Here is a 17,519-nt window from a genome sequence, read left to right as displayed (position 1 = left end):
GTGGCCGATCGCCCGCGCACCGATGCCGCAACCAGCGCGCGTCTGAGCAAGCAGCGTCGGCGCGACACGGGTCCCGAACTGGCGCTGCGTCGTGAACTCCATCGCCGTGGCCTGCGGTACTTCGTCGATCGGGCTCCGCTGAAAGGTTTACGTCGACGCGCCGACGTCGTGTTCCCGCGACGCAAAGTGGCCGTGTACGTCGACGGTTGTTTCTGGCACAGCTGCTCTGTTCACGCCACCTCGCCCCGCAACAACGCACAGTGGTGGACCGACAAACTTGCCGCCAACGTGGTCCGCGACCGTGATACCGATGCCCGATTGGATGCTGCGGGGTGGACCGTCGTGCGCGTCTGGGAGCACGAGGCGGCCCGAGACGCAGCCGACAAGGTCACTCGTGCACTCGACGAAGATGGCTCGGCGCGGCCGGAGAACTAGGGTGGCGGGAGTGACGCAACGGAAAGCCACCACGCTGATGGTGATTTCGATAGTCGCCGGGCTGTTGTACTCGGCATGGGTGGCGGAGTTCTTTCTCGACACAGGATTGGATCCGGCGCACTCGTTTCTCAGTGAGCTCGATGCCGCCGATCAGCCTTACAAGGAATTCTTCGGCACGGCCGATCTGATCACCGGGCTGCTTCTTGTTCTTGCCGCGGTCCTGGGGTTGTGGTGGATTCGACGACATCGCCTCACGACACTCGGCTGGATCGCTCTCGGCATTTTCGGGATTGCCACGATCGCAGATTCCCAATTGCCGATCGAGTGTGTGGCCGAGAACGACCCCAGCTGCCCTGTCGAGCCGAGCGGTCTCTTTCCGCAGTTGCACCACATTCATGCGCTCACCAGCACGATCGCAGTGTTTGCCGTTTTCACCGCCATGCTCGCGTTCACGATAGCGTCGTTTCGGTACCGGTCGATGCCGCTCTTACGTACTATCGGGACAGCAGTTCTGATCGTCACCTCGGTGGCGACGGCGTGGTTGCTGATCGCCGACAACCTGCCCGGAGAGTATGGACTCGGTATCGCGCAGCGGATTCAAGTCGGGGGAATGTCGCTGTACCTCGTCGTCCTCGGCGCGAGCATAGGCCGCGACTGGGTTCGGTGAAGTGAGAGCTGTGTGCGGTTCGCCACCGAGAGTCGCTCTGAGAAGGTAGCTTTTCGGTGTATGTCGGGAAAAGATCGAGCACTGGGCATCGTCCGAAATCATTGGATATCCATCGTCCTGGTGATTCTCGCGGCGGTATTCATCGCCCAGAACCGGTACAGAACCACCATCGAGCTGTTCTGGCTGAACGTCACCTCACCTCTATGGCTGATACTGCTGGTGCTGTTCGCTGTCGGATTCGCGGCAGGTCGCCTCAGTGCCAGGGGCAAGGTTCCGAAGAAATAGACTCGGGCCCATGTCGTTCACCTCCACCTCACTTGCCGGTACCAAGACCGAGCAGTACGCCCAATTGGTACAGCAGGCTCGAGCGCTGGTGTCCGGGGAGTCGGATCGCATCGCCAATGCCGCCAACATTTCGGCTCTGGTCTATCACGCGCTCCCCGAGGTCAACTGGGCCGGTTTCTACCTGTACGACGGCGTCGAGCTGGTCGTCGGACCGTTTCAGGGGCAGCCTGCGTGCGTGCGCATCGCACTCGACAAAGGAGTGTGCGGGGCCGCAGCGACAACCCTTACGACACAGCGTGTCGACGACGTCCATGCCTTCCCCGGACATATCGCTTGTGATGCTGCCACGCGATCGGAGTTGGTGGTTCCGCTCAGCCGCGATGGCAAGTTGATCGGAGTCTTCGACCTCGACAGCCCGAGAACGAATCGGTTCGATGCCGACGATCAAACCGGTCTCGAAGCACTGGCGCGAGTGTTTCTCTCCTCATTGGGCGAGCACTGACTCGGCAGCATCCGACGCGGCCTCGAAGTACCACGCCATCACCAGCGCGCCCGGGTCGGTGACGCCGCGGGCCGCGTCGCCGACATACGACGCGCGGCCGCGGTTCGCCGTCAATTCGCTGGTGGATGCGGCACCTTCCTTGGCAGCCGCGGCGGCCGCATGGAGTCCGGCCACCAGTGACGTCGCCTCTTCCAACGCCGCCACGGCAGGAGCAAGGGCGTCGACCATGGTCTTGTCGCCGACCTGTGCGCCGCCGAGTTCGGTGATGCTGTCCAGGCCGTTCCGTGCAGCGCGCACGATGGTGTCGAGGTCCACGGTCTCACCGAGTTCACGGTAGAACTGCCGAAACCATAACCCGAACAGTGCGCCGGAAGTTCCACCCGCGTGACCCAGGTACGCCTCGGACACTGCCTCGAATACCGTTGCAGCCGGGAGTTCTTCGCGGATGCTGTCGAGATCGAGTCGATGGAGCGCGGCCACCATGTTGGTTCCGAAGTCCCCATCCCCGGCTTTCCGGTCCAAATCTGTCAATGCCGGCTCTTCGTCGAGTACGCGCCGCACCCAACTCGATATCCACTTGCCGACGAATACGCTTGTGTCACTGCTCGTTACGCTAGGGGTGAAGCTCGGGCCGAAGCTGCCTCGCTCGCCGACACCGCGGTACTCAGATTGCGGCGTGTTGGGCCACCCGGGCGCAGATGTCGGCGCGTCCCACAGTCGAAGGACCTCCTCGTCCACACGGACCAGCGTGATCGAAGCGCCTGCCATGTCCAGTGCCGTTACGAAGCTCCCGACGAGGGTGCGGGCAATAGCTATTCCCTTGTCCGACAGGTACTCTGCCAGCTCGCCGAACAGTAGATGCAGTTCCAGTGGATGGGTGCCACCCAAACCGTTGACGAATGCGAGCACGGTGTCGCCGCGTTCGAGCGCGAGCGAGGCCACCACGGCGCCCGCCAACTCGGCGACGATGTCTCGCGCCGACATCGTCGGAACACGGGACGTTCCGCGCTCACCATGGATACCGATGCCCAATTCGATCTCGTCTTCGGGCAGGTCGAACGACGGTGAAGCCGAACCGGGGAGAGTGCACGGACCCAGGGCCACCGCCATGCTGCGCGAGTTCGATGCGACCCGTCGACCGAGCGCTGCAACCGCATCGAGCGAGTCCCCCCGCTGAGCCGCTGCACCACATATCTTTTCGACGACGACCGTCGCTGCAGTCCCGCGCCGACCTGGACCGTCCCCATCGGAACGTTCGGTCGCGACGTCGTCGTCGACCAGGACGAAATCCGTCTCGATACCGTCCTCGCGCAACAACTCCCGAGCGATGTGGAAGTTCATCACATCACCGGTGTAGTTCTTCACGATGTGCAACACACCGCCGCCTGCACTGATCGCCTTGGACGCTTCATGCACCTGCAGTGCGTTCGGTGAGGTGAACACCAGCCCAGGGCAGACTGCGGTGAGCATCCCTTCGCCGATGAAGCCTGCGTGCATCGGTTCGTGGCCTGATCCGCCGCCGGACAGCAACGCGACCCGTCCCTGCGGGATTCGGTCGCGCCGGGAAAGAAATCCTGGATCGGGTTGCCAGGCAATGTCGCCGGTGGAAGCCACCAGGCCGCGGAGGGCGTCGGCAACAAACGTGTCGGCTGAGTTGACGAACATCTCTCCACACTAGACAGAGAGAACGGCTGCCGCCCTGACCGGGCGTGATGCGACATCGCATCGACTGCTCATTATTGCTGGTCGTCACCGATAGGGTGACGACATGGAATTCGTATACAACGTCGTGGTGCTGGTACACCTTGTCGCAATGGCCGCCATCGTGGGCGGGTATCTCACCGTGATCAAGGCACCGCGGATCACCGAGGTGATGGTGTGGGGCGCGCGGATCGCATTCTTGGCCGGCATCGTCCTCGTCGGATTGGGCGAGAGCGTGGATTCTCTGGGCAAGGACTACAACATGGGGAAGATCGGCGTGAAGTTGCTCGTCGGCTTGGCCGTCGTCGCCTGTGCCGAGATAGCCCGCGCCCGCCAGAAGCGCTCCGAGCCAGTGGTGAACTTGGTCCATGCTGCCGGGGGACTGGCGATCGTGAATGTGATTGTCGCCGTGCTCTGGAACTAGCGGGCGGTAAATCGACCGGCGCTTCCTCGACCCTGCGCCTATTTCGGTCATAGGCAGATCCGATTCGCCGAAGGTAACCTTTGCCCGTGCCAGACAACAAGCAGCGAAATGTCATTCTCACCGGCGGAAACACCGGTATCGGTTACTTCACCGCACTCGAACTGGTCAAGCAGGGTGACCACGTCACGTTGGCCTGCCGAAACTTGGACAAGGCGAACAGGGCGGCGGAGAAAATCGCCGCAGAAGCACCCGAAGGTACTGTCGACACCGCACACCTCGACCTCGCCGACCTCGGTTCGGTCCGCGAGTTCGCCGAGTCCGCCCCGAAGACTCTCGACGTTCTGATCAACAATGCGGGCGTGATGATGCCTGCGAGGAGAGCGGAAACCAAGGATGGTTTCGAGCTCCAATTCGGAACCAACCACCTGGGACACTTCGCATTGACCGGCCACCTGCTGCCGAATCTGCGTGCAGCAGATCACGCAACGGTCGTCACCGTCTCCTCGGTTGCACACAAGCAGGGACCGAAGTTGGACTTCGACGACCTGCAAGCCACCAACGGTTATCAACCGCAGCGGATGTATGCCAATTCGAAACTCGCGAATCTACTGTTCGCTCTCGAACTACAACGCAGGCTGGACAGGGCGGGAATCTCGATCACCAGCAATGCAGCGCACCCGGGTATTTCCGAGACTGCGCTGTACACCAGCCCGGACGGTTTGGGGAGTTCGAAGATCGCCGCCCTCGCCGCTTCGATCGGGCTCAAGTTCATATCCCAGTCCGCGCGCGCAGGTGCTCTTCCTACGCTGTACGCCCTCGAGAGCGGCGGGCCGGGTTCGTACAGCGGCCCGAGCTCGTTGTTCGAATCCAGGGGCGTCCCCGGCCCTGCCAAAATATCGTCCAGAGCTCAGGACGCGGAACTTGCCGAAAAGCTTTGGCACGCAAGCGAAAGACTCACCGGAATCACGTACGACTTCGGGAAGTAGCCGAACGCTCCTGTGCAGCAATTACTTCTACCGCGACAGCCGGCCGACCGGACAATCTCGAACGAACGGGAGCACGCAGTGATCGACAAGGACAGCATCGTAAAGGCACTGATCGAGGAGTGGGCATCCATCGACGCGCTGGTGCGCGAACTGGACGAAGACCAGTGGGCCGCTTCCACGCCCTGCCCGGGCTGGAGCGTCCACAATGTGATCGCGCACATCATCGGCACCGAACTCTCGCTCGCCGGGCACACGCCTCCTGAATCCGACATCGACGTCAGCGCACTCGGGCACGTACACAACGACATAGGCGTGCTCAACGAGAAATGGATTCAGTCGTTCAGCCACTCGAGCCCTGCCGAGTTGATCGAACGGTTCCGGACGGTCACGGGCGATCGCGCTCGGACTCTCGAAGCGATGTCGGACGAAGACTTCGGCGCGCCGTCGTGGACCCCTGCCGGAAAAGCGACGTACGGCCGATTCATGCGTATCCGGGTGTTCGACTGCTGGATGCACGAGCAGGACATCCGCGACGCCATCGGTACGCCCGGTGGTACGGACAGCGTCTCCGCCGACTACTCGGTCGACGAGATCGTCCAAGGACTCGGATACATCGTCGGCAAACTCGGCAAAGCACCCGACGGCTCGTCGGTCACGTTCGACCTGACCGGTAGCCGGCCTCGCCGCGCACACGTCGACGTCACGGGGCGAGCACAGGTCGTCGAAGAACTGGCCGGCCCCGCGACGGTCACGATCGTGCTTCCATCCGGAGACTTTACCCGCCTGTGTGGGGGCCGAATCGACGCTTCCGCTGCGGTCGACCGGATCGAATACCTCGGCGATGAGTCGCTCGGCCTGCAGATCGTCCAATCGTTGGCGTTCACCAAATAGTTTCTGCCCGCGCTACGCCCCGGGGCCATCGAGATATCTGGCTACCGGGGTCCGTAGTGACTCAGCTCGGTACCCACGCATCAACGCAACCGCGATGAGCCCTTCGCACAGGGCGAGAAACCCCTCGCCTTGCCCTGCGTCGCCGAGCAGCTCAGTGGCACCCTCGGCTGAGAACAGACACCGCGCCAGGCGCTCGCGCGCAGCGGGTTCGACAGTCGGATCGATGGTCAGCGCGTGCCGTGCTCTCAGTTGATCCGCACGTTCGGTCAGGAGATCTGCCAGGTAGGCGACCGTCATCTCCACGGGATCGCCGGAGGTCGCTTGACCGAACGCTGCACGTGAGAACTCCGTGATTCGTTCGACCACCGCATCGATCAGGTCCTTCTTGGTGCGGAAGTAATACGAGGTAGAGCCGGGAGACAATTCGAGTGTCGAGTCGATCGCTCGGTGCGTCAGCGAACGCACGCCGGAGTGTGCGATCAGCGAGATCGCAGCGTCAGCAATCACAGTTCGACGGTCCATCACCTAGACTCTACATGTGTAGAGTCTAGGTTCATGAGACCTGGAGTTCCCCGTTCCGGCTTCGACTCGTCGTTCACACTCGACGAGGCCCAAGCTGCGGCTGCCGACGTTCTCGCCAGTGCAGATATCCGAGGTGTCTACCTCTGGGGGCCCGCCGGGCGTGGCAAGACCTGGCTCCTCGACCACTATGCCGAATCCATTACCGGTGTCACCACGAAGCGAGTGCACTTCCACAGCTTCTTTCGTGACCTCCACGCGTCGTATTTTCGGCATGGATTCTCGCTGAAGCACGCCCTGGACGAACTGCTCGGAGACATAGCCGTGTTGTGCTTCGACGAATTGCATGTGCACGATATCGGCGACGCGAGGCTCCTCGCTCGCATGCTCGACGAACTGTTCGCCCGCGGGGTCACGCTGGTGGCGACGTCGAACTACCCACCCGCAGGCCTGTTGCCCAATCCACTGTTCCACGAGGCGTTTGCGCCCACGATCGCGCTGCTGGAATCTCGGATGCAGGTAATCGCAGTCGATGGACCACTAGATTATCGAGCCGAAGGAATCTCCTCGACCAGATTCTCGACGGGCACATGGTCGATGGTGGATTCGTCTTCCGGGTGGTCGTTCGCCGAACTCTGTGTCGAACCCAGGTCGACGGGTGACTATCTGGCGATGATCGAAGGACTCGGCTCCCTGACAGTCCGCGGCATTCCTGCACTGAGGGATGCAGACGACAATGCAGTCCAGCGCTTCTGCAATCTGATCGACGTGCTGTACGACGCCGATGTCCCGACGCAGTTTCACGCCACGGTCCCGCTGGGTAGCTTCACAGTTGGATGTAGCGGCCTCGACCTGGCGAGGATTTCGAGCAGACTGAGCGAGCTGACCACTGAAAGTAAGAGAGACACCCACTGCTGACGGCGGTCGGGGGCGACAGCAGCAGCGGGTGTCTCATTGTTCATTCGCCGCCGGTCGAAGGGTGGATGGGTAATCTGACGACACAGTTTCGGAGAACACGGTGGCAGATACCGACTGTGGCGCTGCACTCTCTCCAGGACGGTATCGGGCCGGTCTCTTTAACGTCTCGGAGTTACGTCCGAGTGCGAGATCTGAAGAATGCGCCGCTGGCCGGAACGAACATCAACACAACAGCGGCAACGAAGACCACCAGGTAAATCCAGTTGAAGATGCCTGCAACTCCGCCGCCGGAGAACACGCTCAGTAAGTAAGCGACGCCCACGATCGTCAAGACGATACGCGCCCAGTTGCGCCCGGCGCGCATTCTGAATGCCAGCCAAAGCTGGATCAAGGCGAGAACAATGGCGATGATGCCACCGCCAGCCAGAGCACCAGTAGACATTCCGTCAGCTTCGCTGATACCGCTCAGTGCGGCAGCGCCCGGTCCGATCAGGACAGCGATGCCACCGATGATCCCAACCACTGTGACTACAACCCAGCAGATGAACGAGTATCGGACAGTATCCGGGTTCGATGCGGCGGTACGACGTTCAACATTCATCAAAACTCCGTTCTCTGGTGGTTATCGGGACTCGGCGTCCCTACTGAAATCAACAAAGCAGTGTGGCGTGACCGCCGTCCCGAAGACGGTGGCCACGCCACGGTGGAGGCAAGCTCAATTGCCCCCGTTGTTGGGATTGGTGCAGATAGTGCCGTCGCAGTTGTCGGTGTCGCTCCCGGGCAATCCTGGCGCGGGAGGCCCATTGGGATCGGTATTTGCCCCCTGGTCCGGGTTGGTACAGATTGTGCCCTCACAAGGAACATAGGAATCGGTTCCGTCGGGATTGGGAATTGCATTCGGGCCGACGTAGCTTCCTGCTGGGCAGCCCGGGTCTTCGTTCTGTGCGCAGTAACCCGCGGAAAGTTGATTGCCTGTCGATCCGTCGGCACCCTGCACTCCTGGCGCCGGAACTACCGGGGCCGCAGGGGCCGCCGGAACCGCCGGAGCGGCCGGGGCCGCCGGAGCCGCCGGGGCCGCCGGAGACGCCGGAGCCGCCGACTTCGAGGGGGTGGGGGTCGAGGATGTCGCGGAGGTAGATGTCACGCTCGACGTCGAGGTGCTCGGACTACTCGCATCGTTCGAACACGAAGCGATTAACGTCGCTGCCGTAAACGCCAACCCCAGCACAAATATTTTTTTCATGACCACTGCCTTCACTTAGGTATCGAGGGACCTTTCTGAAAAGATATCCCACTCCGCGGGAAAAAAAGAGACGAAGTATTCATTTTTTACTCAGAAGTCTTGAAGCAAAAGTCGTTCGTACCCCGCGCAGATACCATCCGGTCCCCGTATTCGACTGTCTCGAGCGACAGATTCGATAGGACTTTTACAATTAAGAATTACATCAGTACCCACGACATGCTTTCGCTAAACCGTCAGCGGGTACTTCCAGTTTTTTCTTTGCGCGGATACCGGACGCCCGTTGCCGCACTTGCCCGCCATGTCATGCACCTCTTCGGCCCTGACCACGTTCGAGGATCCATCTTGCTGCAGTCCCCGGCCATGGGTACCTCCATCCGTATCCTTATTCTCGAGGCGAGATGACAGGTAACTCGCCGCGCCGACGGGAGAGTTCGTTGAACGAGATAAATAGCCATGGCACTTCGCCGGTAAGGGTCGAAGCAGTCACGCCCCCCTGGTATCCAACGACACGCTCCGGGGTCGCCGGCGAATGGGATGGCCGGGCTTGGACTGGAGCAACCCACCCGGATCCTCACGCGGTCCCACCACCGTTACCAACTCGGCACTTGTTCGGATTCCTCTCCCAAACCTGGTTCCGGCTGTTCATTCTGGGTTGGCTGATCACGGTCTGCGGCGGGATCATCGGTACCATTCAAAGCTCGGAGAACAAATGGTGGCTGGTGCTCGTCGCTCTCGGACTGATCATCAGCATGTACGGCTTCCTCCTGATATTCGAACGTCACTTGCGTTTCTCAGAGCTACCCAACCTTCGGTCGATCGCCATAGCCGGTGTCATCTCAGGTCTAGTCGGATTCGGCATCTCTGCGGTTGTACAGAGTTGGCTCGAGCCGCTTGCAAAAATGCCCTTGTCGGACCAGATGTGGCTTACCGGACTGGTGGAGGAGTCAGCCAAACTACTGGTTCCTTTATTGCTGTGGAAGATTGCCGGGGACCGTTTCCGTGACCCCCGCGCGGGAATGCTCATGGTGTTGATCAGCGGCGCCACGCTCGGGATCATCGAGGGAGTTTTCTACATCTTGCCTTCGGGCGAGCATGTCCATCTAGTGATGTCGGGGATCCGCCCCCTTACCGAGATCGCGCATCCCCTGTTCACGGCAATAGCGGCCGCGATAATTTGGCTGGCGGCCTATCGATCCACTCACCTGTTCACCATCGCTGGACTGGGCGGCTGGGCATTGGCCGCGGCGCTGCACTCTTTGCAAGATGGAGTCGGTGCCGGGGGATCGGATGCCCCGGTCGACTATGGCCCAATGGGCGAGGTGATCCAGACGCTCCTCTTGGGCAATGCGCTCTCGGCGCTTTATGCGGTGGGGCTGTTCTTGGTGCTGCGACACTTCGCGCGCGAGCTCACACCACCGACTGCGCTGGCCGCGAACTCAGCGCACTGGCGACCTCAAATCAAGCAGTGGGGCGTTCCCCGCAACCAGCGGACAGACCAGAAGTAAACTCTGGGCGACAGATTGGCCCTTGCACGACCGGGCCGGCCCACTCTCTGCGACGGCAGTTGGCCAGTCGAGTGAGGTCAACTGAACAAAGTAAGTGAGACACCCACTACCGACGGCGGTCGGGGGCGACAGCAGCAGCGGGTGTCTCATTTTTCATTCGCCGCAGGTGGGAAGGCGGATGGGTCAGGGTTGAAAATTTCTTTTCCCTGGCGAACGGAATAGTCCTCACGGGTATCTGGTTACCGTAGAAGTCAATGCAAACGCATGAACTTTCGTTTCGACAACTCGGTGCTAGGAGCAGACATGCAATTCGGAATCTTCACCGTCGGCGACATCACGGTCGACCCGACCACAGGGCAGGCACCCACCGAGCATGAGCGCATCAAAGCGATGGTCACCATCGCCAAGCACGCCGAGGAGGTCGGCCTCGATGTCTTCGCGACGGGCGAGCATCACAACCGTCCATTCGTACCGTCCTCACCGACGACAATGCTCGGATACATCGCTGCCCAGACCGAGAAGCTGATTCTTTCCACGTCCACGACGCTGATCACCACCAACGACCCGGTGAAGATCGCCGAGGACTACGCCATGCTTCAGCATCTCTCCGAAGGACGCGTCGACCTCATCATGGGCCGCGGCAACTCGGCACCGGTGTATCCATGGTTCGGTCAGGACATCCGTCAGGGCATTCCGCTGGCACTCGAGAACTACCAGCTGCTCCGACGCCTGTGGACCGAAGATGTCGTCACTTGGAAGGGCAACTTCCGCACCCCGCTCGACAACTTCACCTCTACGCCCCGCCCACTCGACGACATCCCGCCGTTCGTCTGGCACGGTTCGATTCGAAGCCCGGAGATCGCCGAGATCGCCGCGTACCACGGCGATGGATTCTTCGCGAACAACATCTTCTGGTCGAAGGAGCACTACATTGCGCTCATCAACCTTTACCGCGAACGCTACGAGCACTACGGACACGGACGCGCAGACCAGGCGATCGTCGGCCTCGGTGGCCAGGCATTCATGAGGAAGAACAGCCAGGATGCGGTGAACGAATTCCGGCCCTACTTCGACAACGCGCCCGTCTACGGACACGGCCCGACCATGGAGGAGTTCACCGAGCAGACCCCGCTGACGGTCGGTTCACCGCAGCAGGTGATCGAGAAGACATTGGCGTTCGCAGACTTCTTCGGTGACTACCAACGCCAGCTGTTCCTGATGGATCACGCTGGGCTGCCGCTGAAGACCGTACTCGAGCAGCTCGACCTGCTCGGCGAGGAAGTGGTGCCGACACTGCGCAAGGAATTCGCTGCGCGTCGTCCCGAAGGAGTGCCGGAGAACCCGCCGACGCACTCGGCGATGCTTGCGGAAAAGAATGCCGTCAGTGTCTCCGTCTAGTACCGAGCTGGCAGTCGATGCCTGGGAGTCCTTGTTTCGCTCCCAGGTATCTCTGATGCGTCGGTTCACCGCCGACGACATCTGGGATCCGATCAGCCTGCGCGAGTACGACGTCCTGTTCACGTTGAGCAAGTGCACCGAATCGGGGCTTCGGCTGCACGATCTGAATCACGAAATCCTGCTCAGCCAACCCTCGCTGAGCCGGATGTGCGAGCGACTCGAAAAGTTGGGTTATGTAGCTAGACAGCAGGATCCGGATGACAAGCGCGGAACTGTCGTCGCACTCACCGATGAGGGGCGTGCGGTACAACGGTCCATCGGCCTCAAACACGCTGCCCGAATACGACGGTACGTCGGCGAGGCACTCGACGACGAAGAACTGACCCTTCTCGAAAGACTGTGCACCAAACTCAGACTCGCGCAGGTCGACATCAGCGAGTGAACTAGAAGAGGGTCGCGACCTCGTCGGCAGGTTGTGCGACCTTGGCTTGCTTGCTCGCAACCGGCTTACTCTTGACCGGCTTGCTCGGTGCGACCATTGCAGGCGCAGCCTTCGCAGGCGTTGCAACTGCTCCGGAAGCGGCGACGGCACGCGCAGCTTCACCGGCCAGTGCGTCGGCGGCTTCGTTGAAATGATTCCCAACGTGTCCGCGCACCCAACGGAACCGGACCGGCCCGGTGCGCTCGGCGATCGCGGCATCGATGCTCTTGATGAGTTCGATGTTGCTGACAGGGGAACCGGAAGAGGTTATCCACCCTTTTCGCTTCCACCCGGGAAGCCATTCGGAGGCGCACTTGATGGCGTACTGGGAGTCCGACTCGATGGACAACGGCTCATCGCCGGGATGGGCGAGAATTGCTTCGAGGAGAGCCCGTAACTCGGCGATCTGATTGGTTCCCGACGGCTCGCCGCCGGAGTTGCTGGGACCGGTGTGATCGACCCAAGCCCACCCGATTGCGCCTCCCGGATTACGCAGACACGAGCCATCCGTACTCACAATGATCACGAAACAGGACCCTACTTCGGTCCCCCGACAAACAACAGGCGCCGCGCTGGATTGGATATGGTCGGTACGCAACCGAAACCGGAAGGATTATCTCTTGTGAGCAACTCCGTGCCCTCTTCGTTCAAAGCTCTTGTCGCCCGGGAATCCGACGGGATCGTGCTCGCTCCGGAACGGGTGGACGAGTCGTTTCTACCGACGCACGCCGACCGATCGGGTGTTGTCACCATCGCTGTGGAGTTTTCGTCCGTCAACTTCAAGGACGCTTTGGCGATCACTCCGAAAGGTGGCGTCGTACGCGAATATCCGATCATTCCCGGAATCGATATCGCAGGAACCGTCGTCGATTCCACGAGCAGCGACTTCACTGTCGGACAATCCGTGGTCGCTCACGGGTACGACATCGGCACCGCGCAACACGGTGGCTACTCCGAATTCGCTCGCGTACCGGCGGATTGGGTCGTGCCTCTGACCGCATTGTCCACCCGTGACGCGGCCGCGATCGGAACGGCTGGATTCACGGCAGCTTTGTCCGTCTCGGCTCTGCTCGACCGAGGCATCACACCGTCGGACGGCCCGGTTCTGGTGACCGGCGCAAGCGGCGGCGTGGGGACTGTCAGCGTGGATCTGTTGGCCGGAGCCGGATTCGAAGTTCATGCATCGACTGGAAAGAAAGAGGCGGCCGCATTGCTGACCAGCCTCGGTGCGTCCACGGTGATGGGGCGAATTCCGGAAGATCCGGATGCGCAGCCACGGCCGCTGGGGCGTGCAGAGTGGGCCGCAGGGGTGGACTGCGTCGGTGGCACGACGCTCGCCCATCTCCTGAGCACGACACGTTACGGCGGCGCTGTGGCTGCGAGCGGTTTGACCGGCGGAACCAGCCTCCCGACGACTGTGCTTCCGTTCATCCTGCGCGGGATCGCACTGCTCGGCATCGACTCGGTGCAGTTGCCGATCGAGCGTAGGCGGGCAATCTGGCAGCTACTCGAGTCCGATATGCGTCCGCGACACCTCGCTGCGCTCACGACGGAGATTCCCGTTACCGACGTCCAGTTCGCGCTCGACAAGATCCGGGAAGGGCAGATCACCGGCCGAACCGTCGTTTCGGTCGCCGGTCGGTTCTGAGCGCTAGGCTCGACAGAACATGTTGTCGTCCGATCTCCACACCGCCGCGAACTCGGTCGTGACCGAGTTCGTTTCGGAGCACTCGATGGACGTGGCGATGACGCTCTCTCCGCTTCGTCGAGGCAAAGTCGACCCCACTTTCGAGCGCGATTCAGCGGGCTCGGTGTGGCGAACCTCACGCTTGAAGTCGGGCCTTCTCACGTATCGATTGACGCAACTTTCTCGGTTCCGCGTTCGAAGCGAGGCATGGGGGGCAGGCGCCGCAGAATTCACGGGCATGCTCCCCGCACTGCTGGGAAATGACGACGACGCGTCGGATTTCGGGCCCGAGCATCCGACGTTGATTCAAGCGCATCGGGACTTTCCGCACCTGCGGCTCGGCCGTACCGGCCTCGTCATGGAAGCGTTGGTTCCTGCCATTCTGGAACAGCGTGTGCATGGAGTTTCCGCGTTCGCGTCGTGGCGCCGACTCGTCACCAAGTTCGGCGAGCGCGCTCCCGGGCCGACGCCCAGGCCGATGTTCGTGCCTCCCGCGGCGGACGTGTGGCGGATGATCCCGTCGTGGGAGTTTCATCTGGCGAATGTCGATCCGGCCAGGTCGAAGACCATCGTTCGCTGCGCGCAGTCGGCCGGCAGGCTCGAGCAGACGGCGACGATGACCGCGGCGGATGCGACGCGTCGACTGCGGGCTATTCCGGGGGTCGGCGTCTGGACCGCCGCCGAGGTAGCGCAACGTGCGTTCGGAGATCCCGACGCGTTGTCGGTGGGTGATTATCATTTGGCCGCCGTCGTGGGCTGGTCACTGCTGGGACGGCCCCTCGATGATGACGCGATGGTCGAGTATCTCGAACCTCTTGCGCCGCATAGATTTCGGGCGGTGCGCCTTCTCGCAGTGAGCGGCAAGGCCATCAAGCCGAAGTTCGGTCCCCGCACGCCGCTGGTGGACCACACCGGCCACTGACGGCCGCCGCCCAGTGGCTCGTAGCCGCGTTTTCCGTTGGGACGTTCCTGCGCAAATGCTCCGCCTGTTGGGATTCGAACCCCCTGCAGGAGGTTCGAATCCCAACACGGAGAGTAAATTTCCCGAGCGGCTCCACACCCGCGCCCCGCTGCGCCCAACCCGCGCCGGCCCGCTCGAGCGGAATAACCGACACCGAGGCGATGTTCCCCGTCACGGTTTAGTTCTGGACGACTGAAGGAGTACTCGGTGGCAACAATCGGACATTCGAACCTCGACATCTTTCCACTGGCTCTCGGTGGCAATACTTTCGGCTGGACCAGTGATGAAAGCGCCTCCTTCGAGATTCTCGACGCGTTCTCCGCCGGTGGCGGGAATTTCATCGACACGGCCGACTCATATTCCGCGTTCGTCGACGGCAACTCCGGTGGCGAATCCGAAACCATCATCGGAAGCTGGACCGCCGCCCGTTGCAACCGTGACGACGTCGTCATCGCCACCAAGGTCAGCCAGCATCCCGAGTTCAAGGGACTGACGCCGAAGAACATCGCGGCCGCGGCCGAGGCGTCGTTGAAGCGGTTGCAGAGCGATCACATCGACGTCTACTTCGCCCATACCGATTCCGGCGATGCTCCACTCGTCGACACGCTCGCAGCGTTCGATTCGCTGATCGAAGAGGGCAAGGTTCGGTACGTCGCGATCTCCAATTTTTCGGCCGATCGCGTCGAGGAGTGGTTGAAGGTCGCACGCGAGAATAATTTCGCAGCACCGATCGCTCTGCAGCCGCATTACAACCTGGTTACCAGGGCCGCGTACGAATCCGACCTTGCCCCACTCGCCGCCGATAACAACCTCGGGGTCTTTCCGTACTTCTCGTTGGCGTCAGGGTTCCTGACCGGAAAATATCGCGTGCGCAAGGATCTGGAAGGTGACCAACCCCGGAAGCGGCTCGCGAAGGGCTACTTCACCGACAAGGGACTCGACGTCGTCGATGCACTGAGCGAGATCGCTGAGGCTCACGAGGAAGAGATCGCCACCGTCGCGCTCGCGTGGCTGCTGCATCAGCCGAAAGTCACTGCGCCGATCGCGAGTGCGAGCACGATTTCTCAGCTGCCGGCACTGATGGCCGCCCCGACGCTGACCTTGTCGCCCGCCGAGCTTGCCCGGCTCGACGCGACGTCGGCTGCCGTGTCCGCGTAGGCGGGCTCGACATCCAAGTTTCAGACAGTTGCGCGTGCCCGCCCGAGGGGGATCCGAAGTTTCGCGCGAATGTGGTGGATGGTGCCGTCCGGGATCAGGAAGCTTTCCTCGACCGCAACGGTCACCATCCGCTTGCCACGCAATCCCGCATCGATGAGGAAGGTCGAGTGGACCGTGTCTCCGGATTCGGTGAGCTCGATGTTCCGGATCGCGATGATCGCGCGGTAATAGAACGCGTTGCCGAGCGCCTTGATCAACCCGGGGCCTGAAAATCCTGTGGTCAGTCCGTTTTCTACGCGGCGTGCGTGGGGCGCGAACTTCACTGCGCTCGGATCGTGGGAGAGCAAGGAATCGATGTACGCGCGGGCGATAGCCTGCCGCGGACTGTCCTCTGGCGTGGTCACGATTGCGGACTCTAGCCCCACTGCCTCCCTCTTGGGAACATATCGGTCATCTTCGTTGCTGACCTTTGGGTGTCTCGAGCCCCGGAACGAACTACCACTGTCGACCCACCCGTAGCAGCGGTCACCGAGCCGACATCGTCCGAGCGGCTGAGGGTGATTCTCGTTCTCGGTGCGCTCATCGCGCTGGGCCCGCTGACCATCGACATGTATCTACCCGCGCTGCCTGCAATCGTCGACGATCTGAACTCGTCCTCGGCTGCTGTGCAGCTCACGCTGACCGGAACACTGATCGGATTGGCCCTCGGCCAGCTCGTCATCGGGCCTTTGTCCGACATCGTCGGCCGCCGGCTGCCACTCATTGTCGGCACAGCAATCCACGTCTTCGCATCACTGCTGTGCGTCGTCGCTCCCAACGTCGCCGTCCTCGGTCTCTTTCGTGGGCTGCAAGGCCTCGGCGCAGCGGCAGCTGCAGTCGTCGCAATGGCCGTTGTACGCGATCTGTTCACCGGTAGAGCCGCCGCAACTGTTCTCTCCCGCCTGATGCTGGTCATGGGCGTTGCGCCTGTCCTGGCGCCGTCGCTGGGTGGGGCAATTCTTCTTGCCGGCTCGTGGCGCTGGGTGTTCGGTGTCCTTGCCGTGCTCGGTGTGGCGTTGCTCGTCCTCGCCGTGTTCTCACTTCGTGAATCCCTGCCACCGGAGCGGCGTCGCAGTCGCGGCATCATGCCGGTGGTCCGCACCTACGGCGGCCTCCTGCGCGACGGACAGTTCGTCGTACTCGTGCTTGTTGCCGCTCTTGCGATGTCCGCCCTGTTCGCCTACGTCGCAGGTTCGTCGTTCGTGCTCCAGGAGCAATTCGAACTCGACGAGCAGCAGTTCGCTGTTGTATTCGCGCTCGGTGCGATTGCCCTGATCGGTGCCTCACAGCTCAACGTCATTCTCCTCGCCCACTTCACACCCGTACGCATCGTGATCAGCGCATTGTCGGCGGGCGTGTTCGCCGCCGCAGTGATGACCGTCCTCGCAGTCGCGGACATCGGCGGAATCTTCGGCTTCCTGATCCCGCTGTGGTTCGTCCTCGGGGCAGTCGGATTCGTCATGCCGAACGCACCTGCCCTGGCACTGTCCCGGCACGGTGAAGCCGCAGGAACTGCTGCGGCACTGCTCGGCGCTGCACAGTTCGGCTCCGGCGCCATAGTCGCGCCGGTAGTCGGTGTTCTCGGTAACGATGCCGTGGCAGTATCGGTCACGATGGTCGGTGTCTCCGCGATTGCGCTTCTCGCGCTGATTGCAGTAACAGCGAGGAACCCGACCGTGACGACCCCAACGGTGACGACGACCAGCAAGGTGTGACCGC

General features: G+C 61.8%; 21 protein-coding genes. 16 read left to right on the top strand and 5 right to left on the bottom strand.

The genetic code is table 11. The features are described from left to right. The 4 genes from O1W68_RS06895 to O1W68_RS06880 are packed head-to-tail and all read left to right on the top strand — an operon-like array spanning position 1 to position 1,889. Complete coding sequence (locus tag O1W68_RS06895) at positions 1-435, top strand: very short patch repair endonuclease (protein WP_269302136.1); 435 nt, start codon at positions 1-3, stop codon at positions 433-435. Positions 436-445: 10 nt separating this feature from the next. After that, complete coding sequence (locus O1W68_RS06890; protein ID WP_269302133.1) at positions 446-1,102, top strand: DUF998 domain-containing protein; 657 nt, start codon at positions 446-448, stop codon at positions 1,100-1,102. A gap of 60 nt (positions 1,103-1,162) precedes the next feature. Then, on the top strand, positions 1,163-1,387 hold the full coding sequence (locus O1W68_RS06885) for a DUF1049 domain-containing protein (protein ID WP_269302131.1): 225 nt from the start codon (positions 1,163-1,165) through the stop codon (positions 1,385-1,387). A 10-nt stretch (positions 1,388-1,397) separates the two neighbouring features. Then, complete coding sequence (locus tag O1W68_RS06880) at positions 1,398-1,889, top strand: GAF domain-containing protein (protein ID WP_269302129.1); 492 nt, start codon at positions 1,398-1,400, stop codon at positions 1,887-1,889. Here O1W68_RS06880 and O1W68_RS06875 read toward each other — a convergent pair. Further along, on the bottom strand, positions 1,872-3,554 hold the full coding sequence (locus tag O1W68_RS06875; RefSeq protein WP_269302128.1) for a dihydroxyacetone kinase family protein: 1,683 nt from the start codon (positions 3,552-3,554) through the stop codon (positions 1,872-1,874). The two genes, O1W68_RS06880 and O1W68_RS06875, sit on opposite strands and share 18 nt — an antisense overlap. Before the next feature lie 103 nt (positions 3,555-3,657). On the opposite strand from O1W68_RS06875, the gene O1W68_RS06870 reads away from it, so the two are divergent. From O1W68_RS06870 to O1W68_RS06860, 3 genes are all read left to right on the top strand, one after another. Continuing rightward, the gene (locus tag O1W68_RS06870; RefSeq protein ID WP_088942628.1) at positions 3,658-4,014 is read left to right on the top strand and encodes a hypothetical protein; all 357 of its coding nucleotides are present in this window, start codon (positions 3,658-3,660) and stop codon (positions 4,012-4,014) included. Between the two features lie 86 nt (positions 4,015-4,100). Next, positions 4,101-5,000, top strand: coding sequence for an oxidoreductase (locus tag O1W68_RS06865; protein WP_269302127.1), 900 nt, complete (start codon positions 4,101-4,103; stop codon positions 4,998-5,000). Between the two features lie 78 nt (positions 5,001-5,078). Further along, the gene (locus O1W68_RS06860; protein WP_269302126.1) at positions 5,079-5,891 is read left to right on the top strand and encodes a maleylpyruvate isomerase family mycothiol-dependent enzyme; all 813 of its coding nucleotides are present in this window, start codon (positions 5,079-5,081) and stop codon (positions 5,889-5,891) included. A 12-nt stretch (positions 5,892-5,903) separates the two neighbouring features. Here the strand turns inward: O1W68_RS06860 and O1W68_RS06855 are convergent, their stop codons facing one another. Then, positions 5,904-6,413: a TetR/AcrR family transcriptional regulator gene (locus tag O1W68_RS06855; RefSeq protein WP_269302125.1), complete on the bottom strand. Its 510-nt coding sequence runs from the start codon at positions 6,411-6,413 to the stop codon at positions 5,904-5,906. Between the two features lie 33 nt (positions 6,414-6,446). Here O1W68_RS06855 and zapE point away from each other — a divergent pair, with 33 nt between their 5' ends. Next, positions 6,447-7,328, top strand: coding sequence for a cell division protein ZapE (gene zapE, locus O1W68_RS06850; protein ID WP_269302124.1), 882 nt, complete (start codon positions 6,447-6,449; stop codon positions 7,326-7,328). Between the two features lie 172 nt (positions 7,329-7,500). On the opposite strand, the gene O1W68_RS06845 is transcribed toward zapE, so the two are convergent. After that, positions 7,501-7,929 (bottom strand): hypothetical protein, encoded by a 429-nt coding sequence (locus O1W68_RS06845; RefSeq protein ID WP_269302123.1) that lies wholly within the window; start codon positions 7,927-7,929, stop codon positions 7,501-7,503. Positions 7,930-8,296: 367 nt separating this feature from the next. Between O1W68_RS06845 and O1W68_RS21580 the strand changes: the two genes are divergently transcribed. From O1W68_RS21580 to O1W68_RS06825, 4 genes are all read left to right on the top strand, one after another. Continuing rightward, positions 8,297-8,590 carry a hypothetical protein gene (locus tag O1W68_RS21580; protein WP_269302122.1) on the top strand — a complete coding sequence of 98 codons (294 nt, stop codon included), beginning with the start codon at positions 8,297-8,299 and terminating at the stop codon, positions 8,588-8,590. 586 nt (positions 8,591-9,176) lie between these two features. Beyond that, positions 9,177-10,076 carry a PrsW family glutamic-type intramembrane protease gene (locus O1W68_RS06835; RefSeq protein ID WP_269302121.1) on the top strand — a complete coding sequence of 300 codons (900 nt, stop codon included), beginning with the start codon at positions 9,177-9,179 and terminating at the stop codon, positions 10,074-10,076. A 303-nt stretch (positions 10,077-10,379) separates the two neighbouring features. Beyond that, the gene (locus O1W68_RS06830) at positions 10,380-11,474 is read left to right on the top strand and encodes an LLM class flavin-dependent oxidoreductase (protein ID WP_269302120.1); all 1,095 of its coding nucleotides are present in this window, start codon (positions 10,380-10,382) and stop codon (positions 11,472-11,474) included. Then, positions 11,452-11,916: a MarR family winged helix-turn-helix transcriptional regulator gene (locus O1W68_RS06825; RefSeq protein WP_269302119.1), complete on the top strand. Its 465-nt coding sequence runs from the start codon at positions 11,452-11,454 to the stop codon at positions 11,914-11,916. Before O1W68_RS06830 ends, O1W68_RS06825 begins: the two co-directional genes overlap by 23 nt. A gap of 1 nt (position 11,917) precedes the next feature. Here O1W68_RS06825 and O1W68_RS06820 read toward each other — a convergent pair whose 3' ends face one another. Continuing rightward, positions 11,918-12,481, bottom strand: coding sequence for a ribonuclease H family protein (locus O1W68_RS06820; protein WP_269302118.1), 564 nt, complete (start codon positions 12,479-12,481; stop codon positions 11,918-11,920). 57 nt (positions 12,482-12,538) lie between these two features. Between O1W68_RS06820 and O1W68_RS06815 the strand changes: the two genes are divergently transcribed. The 3 genes from O1W68_RS06815 (at position 12,539) to O1W68_RS06805 (ending at position 15,761) form a co-directional block, all read left to right on the top strand. Continuing rightward, the gene (locus tag O1W68_RS06815; protein ID WP_442972292.1) at positions 12,539-13,603 is read left to right on the top strand and encodes an acrylyl-CoA reductase family protein; all 1,065 of its coding nucleotides are present in this window, start codon (positions 12,539-12,541) and stop codon (positions 13,601-13,603) included. Positions 13,604-13,688: 85 nt separating this feature from the next. Further along, positions 13,689-14,564 carry a DNA-3-methyladenine glycosylase family protein gene (locus tag O1W68_RS06810; protein ID WP_269302858.1) on the top strand — a complete coding sequence of 292 codons (876 nt, stop codon included), beginning with the start codon at positions 13,689-13,691 and terminating at the stop codon, positions 14,562-14,564. 246 nt (positions 14,565-14,810) lie between these two features. Beyond that, on the top strand, positions 14,811-15,761 hold the full coding sequence (locus tag O1W68_RS06805; protein ID WP_269302116.1) for an aldo/keto reductase: 951 nt from the start codon (positions 14,811-14,813) through the stop codon (positions 15,759-15,761). 20 nt (positions 15,762-15,781) lie between these two features. Here the strand turns inward: O1W68_RS06805 and O1W68_RS06800 are convergent, their stop codons facing one another. Then, positions 15,782-16,165 carry a hypothetical protein gene (locus O1W68_RS06800; RefSeq protein WP_269302115.1) on the bottom strand — a complete coding sequence of 128 codons (384 nt, stop codon included), beginning with the start codon at positions 16,163-16,165 and terminating at the stop codon, positions 15,782-15,784. Positions 16,166-16,234: 69 nt separating this feature from the next. Here O1W68_RS06800 and O1W68_RS06795 point away from each other — a divergent pair, with 69 nt between their 5' ends. Continuing rightward, complete coding sequence (locus O1W68_RS06795) at positions 16,235-17,515, top strand: multidrug effflux MFS transporter (RefSeq protein ID WP_442972291.1); 1,281 nt, start codon at positions 16,235-16,237, stop codon at positions 17,513-17,515. Positions 17,516-17,519: the final 4 nt, after the last annotated feature.

It is taken from the genome of Rhodococcus sp. H36-A4 (assembly GCF_027158005.1).
Lineage (GTDB): Bacteria > Actinomycetota > Actinomycetes > Mycobacteriales > Mycobacteriaceae > Rhodococcoides.
The sequence above is the reverse complement of the archived record's forward strand: the minus strand, read 5'-3'. Positions and strand labels throughout refer to the sequence as shown.